We start from the raw sequence: 14,415 nt of genomic DNA on the forward strand, positions 1-14,415 counted from the left end.
GATGGGGTGGGCTGAGCTTGCGCCTGCGCGGCTGGAGAACGACCATGTCTTGCTCCGGCCGATCGAGCCTGCGGACCGGGCGGCGCTGTGCGAGATCGCGCTGGATCCGGATATCTGGCGGTACTTCGTTTCGCTGGTGGAGACCGAGGCCGACTTCGACGCGTTTTTCGATGCGGCACTGGATGATCAGCGGGCCGGGCGCCGGGTGGTCTTCTACATCATGGACAAGGCCAGCGGCCGGGCCGCGGGCAGCATGAGTTTCGGGAACATGGCCGAGCGGGACGGCCGGATCGAGATCGGCTGGTCCTGGCTCGGCCGCGACTTCCGGGGCCGTGGGCTCAACCGGTGGGCGAAATATCTACTGCTGGAACACGCCTTCGAACGACTCGGCGCGGAACGGGTGGAGTTCAAGACCGACATCCTCAACGAGCAGGCACGCCACGGCCTGCGCAATATCGGGGCGGTCGAGGAGGGCGTGCTGCGCAGTTTCAATCCGATGCCGGGCGGCCGTCGCCGGGACGCCATTTTCTACAGCGTGCTGCGCGGCGAATGGGCCGGTGTCAAAAGCGAATTGGCGGCCTATCCGAAGGTGCGGTTGGCGGGCGCCGTCGAATGAGCGCGGTCCTGCGGACTCCGTTCCTTCGCGTCGAGGGTGATTCCTTCGCCCTCGGCTACCAGCACGGCAAGGCCAGAGCCGCCGACTTGCGGGCCTTCCTGGACGACGGGCTGTGCCGGTTGAACCGAATCCTTCCCGAGCCGGTGTCGCTGACCGAGTTGGGGCCGACGATCGACGCCTACCTAGCCGAGATCACCGCGGCGACACCGGAGCTGGCCGAGGAGATCCGCGGCCTCGCCGTCGGGGCGGACCTCCACCCGCATGAGGCCGTGCTGCTGCAGATACGCCGCGAAATCCTTGGCTACCAGAAGATCCCGGCCGCCGGGGACTGCACCACCTTCGCACTGGCCGGTCCCGATCCGGTGCTGGCGCAGACGGTGGATCTCAACGGCAATCTGGACGATCAGATCAGTGTGCTGGAAATCGTGCGGGCCGGGACACCCCGGCGCGTTCTTGTGCTCAGTTTCGGCGGCTTGCTCGGCTACCTCGGCCTCAACAGCGACGGCCTCGCGGTGGGATTGAATCTGGTACTCGGCGGGGAATGGGGGCCGGGTGTGCCGCCCTACCTGGCTATTCGGCATCTGCTCGACAACGCGGGCACCGTCGAGGAAGCGGTGCGCCTGTTGCGGGAGCTGCCGCTGGCGAGTTCCCGCAACATCGTGCTGTGCGACCGGGACACGGCCGCCTACGTCGAGCTACTCGGCACCGAAATCAGGGTCGCGCACGGACGAAATATATTGCACACCAACCACTTCCTGCATCCCGACTTCTCGCCGCGGGACGAGATCAACGTATTCGCCCGCAATTCCTCCGTTCGCAGGCTCGAGGTGTGCCGGACCAGGCTCGCCACCGTGGGCGCCGACCCGGAGGACCATTTCGCCGTGCTGTCCGCGCCGCCGATCAACGTCAAGGACAACGGTGACATCCGCCGCGAACACACGGTGGCGGCTGTCGTCCTGAGTCCTGGTCGGCTGCACCTGCGGGCAGGCAACCCCGCGGTGCACCCCACCGAAATCTTCACGCTGTCCGAGGAGCAACGATGAGCTTCGACGCGGGCATCCTCGCCCTCCCGTTCTACGAGCCGCGACATGTGCAGCGCGCGCGGCAGATCGAGAGTTGGTGCGCGGAACACACTGAGCTGTGGGACGACTCGGGCGCCGACCCTGACGCGACCGGGCTACGGATCCTTCGGGCGCTCGGCGAGCACGGCTGGCTGGCCGCGCTGGATCCCGCCGCCGGACCAGAGGGCCTGGCGGCGAGCGACAGCCGCTCCCTATGCCTGCTGCGCGAGGCACTGGCCTACGCCGACGACCTCGCCGATTTCGCGTTTTCGATCCAGGCGCTGGCCGCGACGCCGATCGTGCGCCATGGCACCGAGGAACAACAGCGACGGTATCTCGCGCCGATGGCGAAGGGCACCCTGTGCGGCGCGTTCGCCATCTCCGAGGCGGAGGCGGGCTCCGACGTCGCGGCGATCGGCCTGCGTGCCGATCGGGTCGCGGACGGTTATGTGCTGAACGGCGCCAAGGCGTGGATCGCGAATGGCGGTATCGCGGATGTGTTCTGCGTCATCGCGCGGACCGGCGAAGGCCCTGGCGCCTTGGGCTTGACGGCGTTCCTGGTGCCCGCGACTACCCCGGGATTGACAGTGGGACAGCGGGTTCCGCTGATCGCGCCCCGGTCGTTCGCCGATCTCGAGTTCGCCGACTGTCACCTGCCGCAGGACAGCGTGCTCGGCAGGCCGGGCACCGGTTTCGTGATCGCGATGGAGGTGCTCGAGCGGTTTCGGATGACCGTTGGCGCCGCGGCGCTCGGGTTCGCGCGCCGGGCCACCGACGCCGCACTGACGCACGCGAAGAGCCGAAAGATGTACGGCGCCCGGCAATTCGACTTGCAGCTGGTGAAGGCCAGCTTCGCGGACATCGAGGTCGAGCTGAACGCCGCGGCATTGCTGGTGGCCCGTGCCGCCTGGGCGGCCGACCGCGGCGATCCGGCAGCGGCGAAACACTCCAGCATCGCCAAGCTGTATGCCACCGAGCGGGCGCAGCACATCGTGGATGCCTGCGTGCAGGTGTTCGGCGCCGCGGGGTTGGTCGCCGACAGCGTGCCGGAGCGGTTGTACCGGCAGATTCGGTCGCTGCGGATCTATGAGGGCACCTCCGAGGTGCAGAAGATGATCATCGCGGGCTCGCTCGGCGGCCGAGGGCGGGCGACATGAGTGCGTTTCTCGCTCGGCCGCCGCGTCGCTCGGCCCGGGTGCGGCTGTTCTGCCTCCCGCATTCCGGCGGCGGCGCTTCGGTTTTCCGTGGTTGGCCGCAGGAGCTACCGGGCTGGGTCGACGTGCTGCCGGTGCTGCTCCCCGGTCGGGACGAACGCGCGGATGAGCCGCCGGTAGCCGATTTGGACGAATTGGCCGACGCGATCGCCGACGCGATCCGTCCGCATCTCGACGCGCCGTTCGCGTTGTTCGGGCACAGCCTGGGCGGTCTGCTTGCATACCAGGTGGCGTTGCGGCTGCACCGGGCTCCGGTGGCACTGTTGGTGGCGGGCCTTGCCGCGCCGCACCGGCTCGCGCCGGAGCCGATGCACGAGCTGTCCGACGACGATCTGCTCGATCGGATCTTCGAAATGGGCGGAACCCCGGCCGAATTGCGTGATGAGCGGGAGCTGCTGCGTTCGGCGTTGCCCGCGCTGCGCGCGGACGTGACGATGTTCTGCACCTACCGGCATCGGCCTGCCGCACCGCTGGCGTGCCCGATCGTGGTGTTCAGCGGCCGCGACGATGACCTTGCGACACCGCAGGACGCCTCCGCATGGGGTGCACTCACCGACGGGACTGTGCGAACGCGCGAATTGCCCGGCGGTCACTTCTTCGTCCGGACCCATCGCCGCGAGCTGACCCGGATGGTCACCGCCGAGCTGCGCCGCTACCTGCCGCCGATCGATCGACCACGGACGTCGGGCCCGGAGCCCGCTCGACGCGGACGCATCGAACCGGTCGCCGTTATCGGCATCGGCTGCCGCCTGCCGGGTGCCGATGGCCCGCAGGCACTGTGGCGAATGCTGGTCGACGGCGTGGATGCGGTGACCGAGGTGCCTGCTGCGCGCGCCGAGCACCCGACCGTGTTCGGCCGGCTGCCCGCGGTGCCGTCCGGGTTTCGCCGCTTCGGCGGATTCCTCGACGACGTCGAGGGTTTCGACGCGGCGTTCTTCGGTATCTCGCCACGCGAGGCCGACCGGATGGATCCGCAACAACGCTTGCTGCTCGAGGTGGCCTGGGAGGCCTTGGAGGACGCCGGGATTGCGCCCACCGCGCTGGCGGGCACGCGCACCGGTGTCTTCGTCGGGCAGATGGGCCGGGACTACTGGGAATTGCAGGCGCGGCAGAGTTCACTCGACCTGCACGCACTGACCGGTGGCGGACTGTCGTCGTTCCTGTCCGGCCGTGTCTCGTTCGCGCTCGATCTGCGTGGCCCGAGCGTCTCGGTCGACACCGCGTGCTCGTCGTCGCTGACCGCGGTGCATCTGGCCTGGCAGAGCCTGCAACTCGGGGACTCGGATCTGGCGCTGGCCGCCGGGGCGAATCTGGTGCTGCTGCCCGAACTGGCCGCCATCTACGAGCAGGTCGGGCTGATGTCGCGGCGGGGCCGCTGCCGCTTCGGCGACGCCACCGGCGACGGCTTCGTCCGTTCCGAAGGCGTCGGCGTGGTGGTGCTCAAACCGCTGGCGCGAGCACGCGCCGACGGCAATCGGGTGTACGCGGTGATCGCGGGTAGCGCGAGCAACAACGACGGCAGCGGCGGCGGTTCCCTGGTCGCCCCGGCTCAGGAGGCGCAGGAGCGGCTGCTGCGCGACGCATTGGACCGGGCGGGCGTCGAGCCTGCCGCGGTGGATTATGTGGAAGCCCATGGCACGGGAACGAATACGGGTGATGCCATCGAGCTGCGGGCACTGTCCCGAGTGTTCGGCGGAACGCGCCCCGACGGACGGCCGTGCCTGGTGGGCTCGGTGAAGACCAATATCGGTCACCCCGAGGGAGCGGCCGGTATCTCGGGACTCATCAAAACCGTGCTCAGCCTGCATCATCGGGTGATCCCGGGGAATCCGCTGCTGACCGAGCCGCATCCGGTCCTGCTCGAGCCGGACACACCGCTGCGGGTGCCCACCGAACCTATTGCGTGGCCCGAGGATTCGCCCCCCATCGCAGGTGTGACGTCCTTCGGTCTGTCCGGAACCAATGTGCATGTCGTGCTCTCTGCTGCACCCGCCGCCACGGAACCGGATGACGACGATGCGCCGCAGCCGTTGGTGCTGCCGCTCTCGGCGCGTGATCCCGTTGCGGTACAGGCACTTACGTCTGCTTACGCCGACCGGCTGGACGGCGCGGATCCGGATACCGTGCGGCAGGTGTGCGCCGTCGCGGCACGCGGCCGTGCGCACCACGAATGGCGTTCGGCGGTAGCCGCTTTAGATGGCGACGGACTGGCCGCCGCGTTACGCGACCGGCTGCTCGATGAGGTCACCCAGCAACCCACCGGCGGACGCCGCGTTGCCTTCGTCTTTCCCGGACACGGCAGCCAGTGGGTCGGCATGGGTCGCGAGTTGCTGTACACCTCGGCCGCGTTCCGCGAGGCGATCGAAAACTGTGACTCGGCGATCCGATCCGTAGTCGGCTGGTCGCTGCTGAAGGTGCTCGCCGACGACGGGACGGAGCTGGCCAAGACCGCGGTGATCCAACCGGCCGTCTGGGCCATGCAGGTGGGACTGGCACAACACCTGCGCGCCTGGGGAATCCGGCCCGATGTCGTCATCGGTCATAGTTTCGGTGAGGTGGCTGCCGCCACGGTCGCCGGGGCGATCGATCTCGACACCGCCACCGAACTCATTTGTCGCCGTGGCGAACTCACTACGCAGGCGGACGGGCTCGGCGGAATGGTCGCTGCGGCAATGCCGGTCGACGAGGCGGAGGCGGCCGCCGCGCGCTATGGCGACCGGATCGTGGTGGCCGCGCGCAACAGCCCACGCCTGACCGTGCTGTCCGGCGAAAGCGAGGCGCTTGATGAATTGCTCGCCGATCTGCGGGGCGCCGGGAAGCGCGCCGGGCGGGTGCGGATCAACTTCGCCTCGCACAGCCGGTTCATGGATCCCCTGCAACCGCAGTTGATCGCCGCGCTCACCGGACTACGGGCCGAACCGGTTGCCGTGCCGTTCCGGTCCACGGTCACCGGCGAGCGCATGTCCGGTCCGGATCTGGACGCGCGGTACTGGGCCGACAACCTGCGGTCCGCCGTTCGATTCGCCGATGCGATCGTCGCCGAAAACGCCATCGGCCCAACGGTTTTTCTCGAGATCAGCCCACATTCGGTGCTTGCGCAGGCCATCGAGCAATGCCTCGCCGACAGTGCCAGCGGTACGGCGGTCGCCGGGCTGCGCCGGGACACGTCCGAAACCGCTCGCCTCGCAGAGATCGTCGCCCAGCTCTACACCGCCGGAGTCGATCCGGATTGGACCGCGATGTACCCGACGCTCACCGTCCCAGACGAGATGCCCACCTACCCATGGCAGCGTCAGCGGACCTGGTTCACACCCGCCGAATCGGTGGCGGTGGATACCCCGGCACGCGCGGAACCTGCCCCGCCGCAAGCGGTCCCGGCCGGCGGCGGCCTGCTTGACACCCTGACCGCCGAACTCGGCGCGGCACTCGGCCTTCCCGCGCAACGGATTCCGCGCCGGCGTCCGTTGCGCGACGTCGGTTGCGACTCACTGGCCGCCGTCGAGATCCGGGCCCGGCTCGAACAACGGTGGGGAACCGAGATTTCGTCGAGCGCGGTGCTCGCGGCGAGCGTCGAAGACCTCGTCGAGGCGATCACCGCTGGCCGCCCTGACGCGGGTGGCCGGAAAGAAATGGAGGGATAGCCGTGTCTTTGCCGCAATATCCCGGAGGCGGTCCCGTCGTGCCGTCGCTACCGGACCACGACCCCGACGACCCGGTCGAAAACGCGGTGATCAGCAGGCTCACCGCGAATTGGCATCGGCGCGCGATGGTGAAGCGCCCGGAGCCGGACCTGGACGAGCTGTTCGAACCCGCTCGCCCCGACTACCCGGAAGGCCTCATCCCGTTCCGGGACCACCCGACCTACCAGGCGATGGACCCCGAGCTCAGGGCGCGGCTGCTCGGCTGGGGCTGGGTGGCCTTCAACAAGCACATCATGGACACCGAACAGCACGTGGTGAACCCGACCTTCGCGCTGGTCATCGAGGACACCTTCGATACGGGCTTGGCGATGGAAACGCTGACCACCGCCATGACCCAGGCCATGCTCGACGAGCAATACCACACCCTCATGCACCTCAACGCCAGTTCGGTGATGCGGCGCCGACGCGGCTGGCGGATGCCCGAGACGGCACTCCCGCTCGGGCACAAGGCATCCCGGCTCCGGCAGCGCATGGCCAACAGCGAGCAACGCTGGCAGCGCGATCTCAGCGCGCTCGCCTTCACCACGGTCGCCGAGATCTCGATCAACTCCTACCTGGATCTGATCGCCGAGGACGACGAGATCCAGCCGATCAACAAGGTCACCGCGACCATGCACAACCGGGACGAGTACTGCCACTCCTCGATCGCCGACGAGATCGCCAAGGCCGTGTACCACCGGCTCGGTCCGGCCGAACGCGCCCTGTTCCGGGAGGCTATGGTCGACGGGCTGGAAGCGTTCGCCGCGAACAACTTCCCCACCTGGCATCGCATCGTCGATCTGGTGGGCTTCGACGGCGGACACGAGATGCTGCGGGAGGTCGAGCACGACCCGTCGGCAAAGCGGTTGCTGTCCAATTTCAGTGGGCTGCACAAGTTCTGCAGCGAGCTGGACATACTCGAGGAGCTCGCGTTCGATTGGACCACGGTGACGATCGAGGGCCCATGAAGGCCGAGCCGTCCGTCGGCGCGACCACGCTCGCAGCGAAATACGCTGCGGCGGTGCCGATCTGGCTGGTGGCCGTCGGTGTCTCGTTGGTCGCGCTGAACCTGCGGCCGCCCATCACGGCGATTTCCACGCTGATGCCCCAGGTGCAGCGGCAGGAAGGTTTCAACAGCACCGTCGCCAGTCTGCTGGTGGCGGTGCCGATCGCGTGCTGGGTGGGTTTCTCCGGCCTGACCCCGCGCATCGGGCGCAAACTCGGACTCAACCGCACCATCGGGTTCGCGCTGCTGGTGCTGTTGGCCGGCTTCGGCATCCGGCTGTTGCCCGGCGTGCCCGCGCTGTTCGCCGGGACCGCGATCATCGGCTTGGCCATCACCGTCGGCAACGTGCTGGTGCCCGCCGCGATCAAACGCGACCATCCGGCGCACGTCGGACTACTGACCGGGCTGTACACCATGTCGTTGTACACCGGCGCGGCCGCGGCCTCCGGCATCACACTCCCCCTGCAGGACGTCACCGGCTTCGGCTGGCGCGCCACCTTGGGCCTGTGGGCCGTCCCCGTCGTTATCGCGTGGTTGGTATGGCTGCCTCAGTTACGCGTCCAGAGCGACACAGGCACCGGTCCAGCGCCGGAGGCCACGCCGCGCAGCCTGTGGCTACAGCCGCTGGCCTGGGCGGTGACCATCTTCTTCGCTATGCCCGCGCTGCTCTTCTACACCGTTTCCGCGTGGCTCCCAACGATTCTCGTGGATGCGGGCATGAACGCCTCCTGGGCAGGCGGCATGCTCTCGATAGCCAATCTGGTCGCGGTCCCCTCAGCACTGGCCATGTCCATCTTGGTGAACCGGAGCGAACGGCAGGTCTGGGCCGCGATATCGACCGGCGCCGTATCGGCCATCGCCTTTGTGGGCCTACTGATTTCACCCACCGGCGGCGCGGTCGTGTGGATGATCCTGCTCGGCGCCGGACTCGGCGCCGGCACCGCGATCGGCTACTCTCTCCCCATACTCCGCTCGCACGACGCGCAAACAACAGCGAAACTCACCGCGATGAGCCAAATCGCCGGCTTCGCCCTCTGCGCGGTCGGTCCGGTGCTAGCCGGTGCCCTGCACGACCTCACCCACGCCTGGACCGCGGTACTGGTCTTGCTGGTAGCGCTATCCGTCGTGCAAATCGTGTCAGGCACGCGAGCCGGAACCCCGCGCTTCGTCTCCTGAATCAAACTCTGGCTGCTGAAAGATCGAACGGTGCGCAGGACACAATGGTTGCATGGTTGAACTCGTGCTGATCCGCGGCGATATCACCGAGCAGAACGTGGATGCGGTGGTGAACGCAGCGAATTCGTCACTGCTCGGCGGCGGAGGCGTCGACGGCGCCATCCACCGCAAGGGCGGTCCCGCGATCCTGTCCGCCTGCCGCGACCTGCGTGCCTCGCACTACGGAAAGGGGCTGGCCACCGGCAAGGCCGTCGCAACGACCGCCGGAAACCTGCCCGCACAATGGGTGATCCACACCGTCGGCCCAGTGTGGTCGGCGCAACACGACCGCTCGGACCTGCTGGCCTCCTGCTACCGCGAATCACTCCGGGTAGCAGACGAATTGGGCGCACAAACTGTAGCGTTCCCAGCCATCTCCACCGGCATCTTCGGGTGGCCGATCGACGACGGCGCCCGCATCGCCATCGAGACTGTACGGTCCACCGAAACCGCGGTCCGAGAAGTGCGTTTCGTCCTGTTCAGCCCAGATGCCTACGACACCTTCGCCGCAACAGTGTGATCCCGACGCCAACGCTCACTTCGGCTCCAGTTCCGCACTCCTGACCGTGCAACTGGGGGCGCGAGATGTCGCTCATTGCCAACCGAAGCGAACTACACGCGGCTACGTCAATCGTAAAACGCTCAGCGCTTTGAGTCAGCGTTGAACGAGCTCGTACGAGGTACTTCGACCGCCGGAGTTCGATCGCTGTAGGACGCCGAGTTCGATGAGTTCGTTGATGTCGCGAAGCGCAGAATCTTGTGAGCATTTTGTGATGATCGACCATTTGCGGCTGGTGAGCTTGCCGTGGAATCCGTCCAGCAGGCGGTTGAGCATGGCGATCTGGCGGGTATTCATGGCAGTCTGCCCCCAATACCGCCAGAACCGGGTTTTCGCCAAGCCTGTGTCCACGGTGTCGTCAGCGTTGGCGATCGAGCGTTCCAGCGCGGCGAGGAACCACAACAACCATTCGGTCACATCGAGCGTGCTCTTCTGGGTGCGCTCCAGAATCGCGTAGTAGGCGCTGCGATCTCGTTGAATTTGCGCTGAAAGGCTATAGAAGCGAAGCGAACTACGGTCGGCACGCGCCAACCAAAAGTCGCCGAGCGCTCGGGCGATACGCCCGTTGCCGTCATCGAAGGGGTGCACGATAACAAACCACAGGTGTGCCAGACCAGCTTTCACGATCGGCGGCTCGGTCGCGTCGCGATTGAACCAGTCCAGAAACCGCTGCATTTCGGTGTCGAGCCGCGCGGCGGGCGGCGCTTCGAAATGCACGCGTTGTTTGCCGAAACTCCCAGACATAACCTCCATCGGGCCGGTGGCATCGGTGCGCCACCCGCCAACCCGCACGCGAGAGATGCCGGAATGCCCGGCGGGAAAGAGCCCGGCGTGCCAGCCGAAGAGCCGGTCGGCCGTCATCGGCTGATCGTGATGCACAGTGGCGTCGAGCACCATCTGAACCACACCGTCCACGTGCCGATCGGCGGGAGCGAGTGCACCGATATCCACACCGAGATGGCGGGCGATCGACGACCGGACCGATGCGGCATCGAGCAGTTCACCCTCGATTTCGCTGGTCTTGACCACATCCGAGGTGAGAGCTGCGAGACCGGCTTGCTCGCGAACCGCATCCTCGGCGTCGGCGAGCCTGCCGAGCAGATGCCCTTGCCGCTGCGCAACGTCGACCAGCGGACCAACCAGTCGTTCCGCGCCGTATTGCATGTCGGGCCAGTCCGGGTCCTCCCAGATGTATGAGCGTTTTCCGTCCGGCATGCGGTGAATATACCCCTATTCTCCGCAGAATATGCGGTGAATATAGGCGCGTTCCCCGCATCACCGGCGTTGTTCGGCGGTAGGTCGGTGCCGGCGTCGCACTGTCTTCTCCTGAGCGGTAGTCATCGCCTGCCCTCGACCGAATATGCCGATGAGTTTCGACAGGTCGAGCCGTCAAGAGTAGGAACCGTCCCGCTCAACCGTAGGAGCTTGCTTGCGCAAGGTCGTGTTGTATCAGCTGTTGTCTTTCGATGGCGTAGCCGAGACCCCGAACGAGTTCATCATGGAGTGGGATGACGTGATGGAGGCCAACCTCGCCGCTGTCGTCGCCACCCAGGACGCAGTCGTTCTCGGCCGCCGCAGCTACGACGAATGGGCCGAGTTCTGGCCGGGCAACGAGAAGCCGTTCGCCCGTTCATCAACGACGTCGCAAAGTACGTCGCGACGTCCACACCCCTGAAGCGGCAGTGGCACAACGCAACAGCGATCGACGGCGAGTTGGCCCGTTCGTGCGCAACCTCAAAAACTCGTCCGGCGGTGATATCGGCATCCACGCCAGCATCTCGGTGGCCCAGGCGCTGTTCACAGCAGGCGCCATCGACAAGTTCGGTTCGTCGTCGCACCAGCGATCGTCGGCAGTGGACGACGACTCCTGGACGGACTGCCGCCGATTCGCCTCGAATCACTCCGCAACGTAACAACCCCCACAGGTCACCTACTTGCCAACTATCGCGTCTTGCGGTGACCCGGCTCTATTCAGCATTGTGTGACCGACTGGATAATCAATCAAAATTGCCATGAATTCTTGCCAGGCGCAGGGAGTTTGGTCAGTTTTCATTGTCCATCCAGATCACGTCATAGGTCCGGTTCGGCCGAACTGGGAGGCGAAATCGTCGCATAACCGTATCCGCATAGCAAGGGCGGTGTCGCCAGTCTTCAGCGGCGTGCTCGCCGGGTAGGTGCGAGGATTGTCGGTGTCCGGGTCAGGGTGGTCGGGGAAGTAGACCGGGAGCTCGTGTTCCGCCTCGCCGTGGTTTGTGCCACCACTTGCCCGCACCCGATCATCGCCGATGGAGCCGAGATACTCACCGAGTGATCGGCTAGCCGGTGTCCCCCATACGCAGCGATCGCGGCGAGGCGCATGAGAGTGCTTGGCGCAGTAGCGATTCGGGCCAATTCGTAGCCGAGCTGAACAGTTGTCGACTCGTCCACGGTGATGAGGGAAACCACGAATTCCGACAGTTGGGCACCGAGGTCGAGGGGTTGCCGTTCGCCGTGAGTGAGCGCAGCGATGCCACGCCGCACGGTCTCAGCGACGTCGCTGTGCCGGTGCCGGTCACCGACGTTCTATCCGACCTGTTTACCTACTGCGCACCGTAATCGAATGATGGTTCGATCGACCTCAAACGGCATCAAGCGATCTCGACCCGTAACGACAAAAACACATTGCATGCACTTTAATGGTTGCTCAATAGAGGCGATCCACATCAAGGTCATGGCGATCTGCTTGAATCAGTACATCATCATGGTTGCAAACTCGAGTCTCGACAATCTCCTTGTCATCACCGTACCCGTACTTCAGCCGTTCGATGAGGCGACCGTCCAGCGTGCGTCGCTCTTCCGAAACGATATCATTATCGGCGTCCAGTTGCTCGATTACCTGGTCGCCAATAGAGCCTTTACCAGGAGAGGCAGTATAGCCAACCCTATAAGCACCAGTGCCGTTCCGCACATATGAGCACCACGCTTGCCCGACGGCCGTAGGAAAGTGCCGACTATGCCAATCTATGATCGCAGGAGGATCCACTACATCGAAATACTTTACGCTGATAGCAGAATCATCACGGTAGATGATCTGCTGAATAAGGCTGGGCCCGGCGAACGCCCCTACCGACCGGATTGCCTCCGCTAACGCTTCCTCCTCTCCAATCTCCACATCTGCCCCAGTCGAGAGATCAATACCGAGATAACATACGCGATCGACCATCGAACTATTGTAAATAGGGACCGAAATCAAATGGGCCACCTTCTTCAATCATTGAGATTTGAATCTTCTTGCCATCGGATAAAGTTTCGTGCACCCCAAAGGTGTCAATGTGCACCTCGACACATCCGCTGACGACATCCGGTAATTACGATACCGAGAAAGCGGTCGGAAGCACGACCGGCAACGACATCACGCTGGCACCCTCAGCGTTCTCCGACCCTGAGACGCTGATGCGCACCCTGGCGCATGAGAAGGTTCACGTGGATCAGTACGCCAGCGGCACGCAAATCGGCACGGGAACAAGCGCTGGGCTAGAGGCTCAGGCCTACGCCGCCGAGGATGCGTTCTGGGCAAAATACATCGCCAACGGAGGAAAGTGAGCGGGTTGAGTAAATTTGAGGTGGACGACGTATTCAGGGTAAGCTTCCAAAAGCTGCCCATCGTTACCGGATTTGTCCATGGGGAGTTCACCGTCGGGCAGGAAGTGGAGCTCAACAAGTCCGATGGCCGAGTTTACCGCGGGGTAATGACGGGAATGCATATTCACACGTCCGCAGCCGCCCCGAATCATTTCTCGCTCATTTTTTCCGAATCCATCTCGGATAATGTAGAGCCTGGCGATGCCATCACCACGATCGATCCCGATGGTGAGCTTCCTTAGGGTGTAGGTTCACGACATCGTTCATATAGAGTCGCGACATCGTTCACACAGCTCGGCCGCGAAGCGCGATACATGTCCAAGCAGCGGGCCATCGTGTTATCCGTGCTCGCCCAGGGCCTGACTAGCCGAACTACGCACCAAGACAACACAACTGCACACCCGTCACAGCCACTCTGACCGACGAACCAACCACACCCGACACAACAACCCTGACTGCCGTCGCCAACCACATCACCACCGTGATCGTCTGCTCGGATGGAGGGGCCCAGGGCGGACCGCCGTCTTGGGAGGCAGACCTGAGAGGGGGTGCGCGGGCGGCGGCATCGGGACCGGCGAACCGGGTTGAGGTTTGGGGGCATGCCCTCGGGGAGGCGTGCTGGGAAGGGGGTCCGGGGGCGGAGCCCGCCGGGCGGGGTGTGGGGAGTTGCACAGTCCGCAGCGCACCTCTGCCCCATACTTCAAGCATGGTAGAGGAATTTCAGCGGACGTCATGAGCGACTAATTGGACGTGTGGCCTATTGAGCGGTTGTCCGCGAATCGTATCGAGCGCGGTTCGGCTCGACCTCCCCGAGGTGGCTGTGCATCCAGATCAGCAACGGGTTGACGACTTGTTCCAGCGTCCTGCCCAGATCGGTGAGCGCGTATTCCACCTGCGGCGGCACAGTCGTGTGAACGGTGCGCTCGACGATTCCATCTCGTTCCAGACCGCGCAAAGTGACACTGAGCATGCGCTGGCTGATGCCGTCGATGGACCGTCGAAGCTCGGCGAACCGATGGGGCCGCTCGTCGAGTCGGCGGACCACCAGAGCGGCCCATTTGCCCGCCAGGCTATTGAGCAAATCACGAGCCACCTCCGGGGTGAGGGTCTCCCTCTCCACCACAGCGGCATCGACCTGGTTATCTTCATGTTCGCTCGGCATTTAGTAGTGCCTTCTTGTCCATTCTCCGCACGTTGGCGATTATCAAGTTACTACGAGTAGCCAGCAAACGTACGGATACCAGGAGGGCAAATGGGGTCTTCGAGCACGAAAACGACCGTCCATCCAGTGGCGCCGAGCGTGCCAATGCCTGCCGATCGTCTCGAAATCGCCGAGGTTTGTGGCTGCCCGCCACCGAACAGATGCCGATGCAGTTCCTGTGGTGGCTCGACCACCCTGTGGAGAGGGCGCGACTTCAATGGCTACAGCACGCCTTGAAGCAC

At 65.0% G+C, this 14,415-nt stretch carries 14 protein-coding genes and 1 pseudogene; 11 read left to right on the forward strand and 4 right to left on the reverse strand.

Going from position 1 to position 14,415, the window contains the following annotated elements:
* Position 1 precedes the first annotated feature (1 nt).
* From ACIBCN_RS26455 to ACIBCN_RS26485, 7 genes are read left to right on the forward strand one after another with little or no spacing between them, the layout of a single operon-like run.
* A complete protein-coding gene (locus ACIBCN_RS26455; RefSeq protein ID WP_396994335.1) occupies positions 2-616 on the forward strand; it encodes a GNAT family N-acetyltransferase in 615 nt (204 codons plus the stop codon).
* Positions 613-1,659 (forward strand): C45 family autoproteolytic acyltransferase/hydolase, encoded by a 1,047-nt coding sequence (locus ACIBCN_RS26460; protein WP_396994336.1) that lies wholly within the window; start codon positions 613-615, stop codon positions 1,657-1,659. Before ACIBCN_RS26455 ends, ACIBCN_RS26460 begins: the two co-directional genes overlap by 4 nt.
* The gene (locus ACIBCN_RS26465; protein ID WP_396994337.1) at positions 1,656-2,834 is read left to right on the forward strand and encodes an acyl-CoA dehydrogenase family protein; all 1,179 of its coding nucleotides are present in this window, start codon (positions 1,656-1,658) and stop codon (positions 2,832-2,834) included. Before ACIBCN_RS26460 ends, ACIBCN_RS26465 begins: the two co-directional genes overlap by 4 nt.
* Positions 2,831-6,532, forward strand: a complete 3,702-nt coding sequence (locus ACIBCN_RS26470; RefSeq protein WP_396994338.1) for an alpha/beta fold hydrolase — start codon at positions 2,831-2,833, stop codon at positions 6,530-6,532. Before ACIBCN_RS26465 ends, ACIBCN_RS26470 begins: the two co-directional genes overlap by 4 nt.
* A 2-nt stretch (positions 6,533-6,534) precedes the next feature.
* Positions 6,535-7,539 (forward strand): diiron oxygenase, encoded by a 1,005-nt coding sequence (locus tag ACIBCN_RS26475; RefSeq protein ID WP_396994339.1) that lies wholly within the window; start codon positions 6,535-6,537, stop codon positions 7,537-7,539.
* A complete protein-coding gene (locus ACIBCN_RS26480) occupies positions 7,536-8,753 on the forward strand; it encodes a CynX/NimT family MFS transporter (RefSeq protein WP_396994340.1) in 1,218 nt (405 codons plus the stop codon). Before ACIBCN_RS26475 ends, ACIBCN_RS26480 begins: the two co-directional genes overlap by 4 nt.
* 52 nt (positions 8,754-8,805) lie before the next feature.
* Positions 8,806-9,312 (forward strand): O-acetyl-ADP-ribose deacetylase, encoded by a 507-nt coding sequence (locus ACIBCN_RS26485; protein ID WP_396994341.1) that lies wholly within the window; start codon positions 8,806-8,808, stop codon positions 9,310-9,312.
* Between the two features lie 135 nt (positions 9,313-9,447).
* On the opposite strand, the gene ACIBCN_RS26490 is transcribed toward ACIBCN_RS26485, so the two are convergent.
* Positions 9,448-10,212, reverse strand: a complete 765-nt coding sequence (locus ACIBCN_RS26490) for a Fic family protein (protein ID WP_396994401.1) — start codon at positions 10,210-10,212, stop codon at positions 9,448-9,450.
* A gap of 147 nt (positions 10,213-10,359) precedes the next feature.
* Positions 10,360-10,566 (reverse strand): annotated as a pseudogene (locus ACIBCN_RS26495) (DUF4172 domain-containing protein); the annotation flags it as partial.
* Between the two features lie 214 nt (positions 10,567-10,780).
* On the opposite strand from ACIBCN_RS26495, the gene ACIBCN_RS26500 reads away from it, so the two are divergent.
* Both ACIBCN_RS26500 and ACIBCN_RS26505 read left to right on the forward strand, forming a co-directional pair.
* A complete protein-coding gene (locus ACIBCN_RS26500; protein WP_396994342.1) occupies positions 10,781-11,026 on the forward strand; it encodes a hypothetical protein in 246 nt (81 codons plus the stop codon).
* Between the two features lie 49 nt (positions 11,027-11,075).
* Entirely contained in the window at positions 11,076-11,264 is a 189-nt protein-coding gene (locus ACIBCN_RS26505) for a hypothetical protein (RefSeq protein WP_396994343.1), read from the forward strand.
* A gap of 770 nt (positions 11,265-12,034) precedes the next feature.
* Here the strand turns inward: ACIBCN_RS26505 and ACIBCN_RS26510 are convergent.
* A complete protein-coding gene (locus ACIBCN_RS26510; RefSeq protein WP_396994344.1) occupies positions 12,035-12,553 on the reverse strand; it encodes a hypothetical protein in 519 nt (172 codons plus the stop codon).
* Positions 12,554-12,660: 107 nt separating this feature from the next.
* Between ACIBCN_RS26510 and ACIBCN_RS26515 the strand changes: the two genes are divergently transcribed.
* Both ACIBCN_RS26515 and ACIBCN_RS26520 read left to right on the forward strand, forming a co-directional pair.
* A complete protein-coding gene (locus ACIBCN_RS26515) occupies positions 12,661-12,933 on the forward strand; it encodes a hypothetical protein (RefSeq protein WP_396994345.1) in 273 nt (90 codons plus the stop codon).
* A gap of 5 nt (positions 12,934-12,938) precedes the next feature.
* Positions 12,939-13,214: a hypothetical protein gene (locus ACIBCN_RS26520; RefSeq protein WP_396994346.1), complete on the forward strand. Its 276-nt coding sequence runs from the start codon at positions 12,939-12,941 to the stop codon at positions 13,212-13,214.
* A 515-nt stretch (positions 13,215-13,729) separates the two neighbouring features.
* Here ACIBCN_RS26520 and ACIBCN_RS26525 read toward each other — a convergent pair.
* A complete protein-coding gene (locus ACIBCN_RS26525) occupies positions 13,730-14,134 on the reverse strand; it encodes a winged helix-turn-helix transcriptional regulator (protein WP_396994347.1) in 405 nt (134 codons plus the stop codon).
* Positions 14,135-14,415: the final 281 nt, after the last annotated feature.

Origin of the sequence: Nocardia sp. NPDC051052 (assembly GCF_044456045.1) — a bacterium.
GTDB lineage: Bacteria > Actinomycetota > Actinomycetes > Mycobacteriales > Mycobacteriaceae > Nocardia.

Coding starts and splice junctions, on each gene's coding strand:
- ACIBCN_RS26515 (WP_396994345.1), top strand. CDS start 12,661: ATGTGCACCTCGACACATCCGCTGACGACATCCGGTAATTACGATACC.
- ACIBCN_RS26510 (WP_396994344.1), bottom strand. CDS start 12,553: ATGGTCGATCGCGTATGTTATCTCGGTATTGATCTCTCGACTGGGGCA.
- ACIBCN_RS26480 (WP_396994340.1), top strand. CDS start 7,536: ATGAAGGCCGAGCCGTCCGTCGGCGCGACCACGCTCGCAGCGAAATAC.
- ACIBCN_RS26470 (WP_396994338.1), top strand. CDS start 2,831: ATGAGTGCGTTTCTCGCTCGGCCGCCGCGTCGCTCGGCCCGGGTGCGG.
- ACIBCN_RS26455 (WP_396994335.1), top strand. CDS start 2: ATGGGGTGGGCTGAGCTTGCGCCTGCGCGGCTGGAGAACGACCATGTC.
- ACIBCN_RS26525 (WP_396994347.1), bottom strand. CDS start 14,134: ATGCCGAGCGAACATGAAGATAACCAGGTCGATGCCGCTGTGGTGGAG.
- ACIBCN_RS26490 (WP_396994401.1), bottom strand. CDS start 10,212: ATGACGGCCGACCGGCTCTTCGGCTGGCACGCCGGGCTCTTTCCCGCC.
- ACIBCN_RS26460 (WP_396994336.1), top strand. CDS start 613: ATGAGCGCGGTCCTGCGGACTCCGTTCCTTCGCGTCGAGGGTGATTCC.
- ACIBCN_RS26485 (WP_396994341.1), top strand. CDS start 8,806: ATGGTTGAACTCGTGCTGATCCGCGGCGATATCACCGAGCAGAACGTG.
- ACIBCN_RS26465 (WP_396994337.1), top strand. CDS start 1,656: ATGAGCTTCGACGCGGGCATCCTCGCCCTCCCGTTCTACGAGCCGCGA.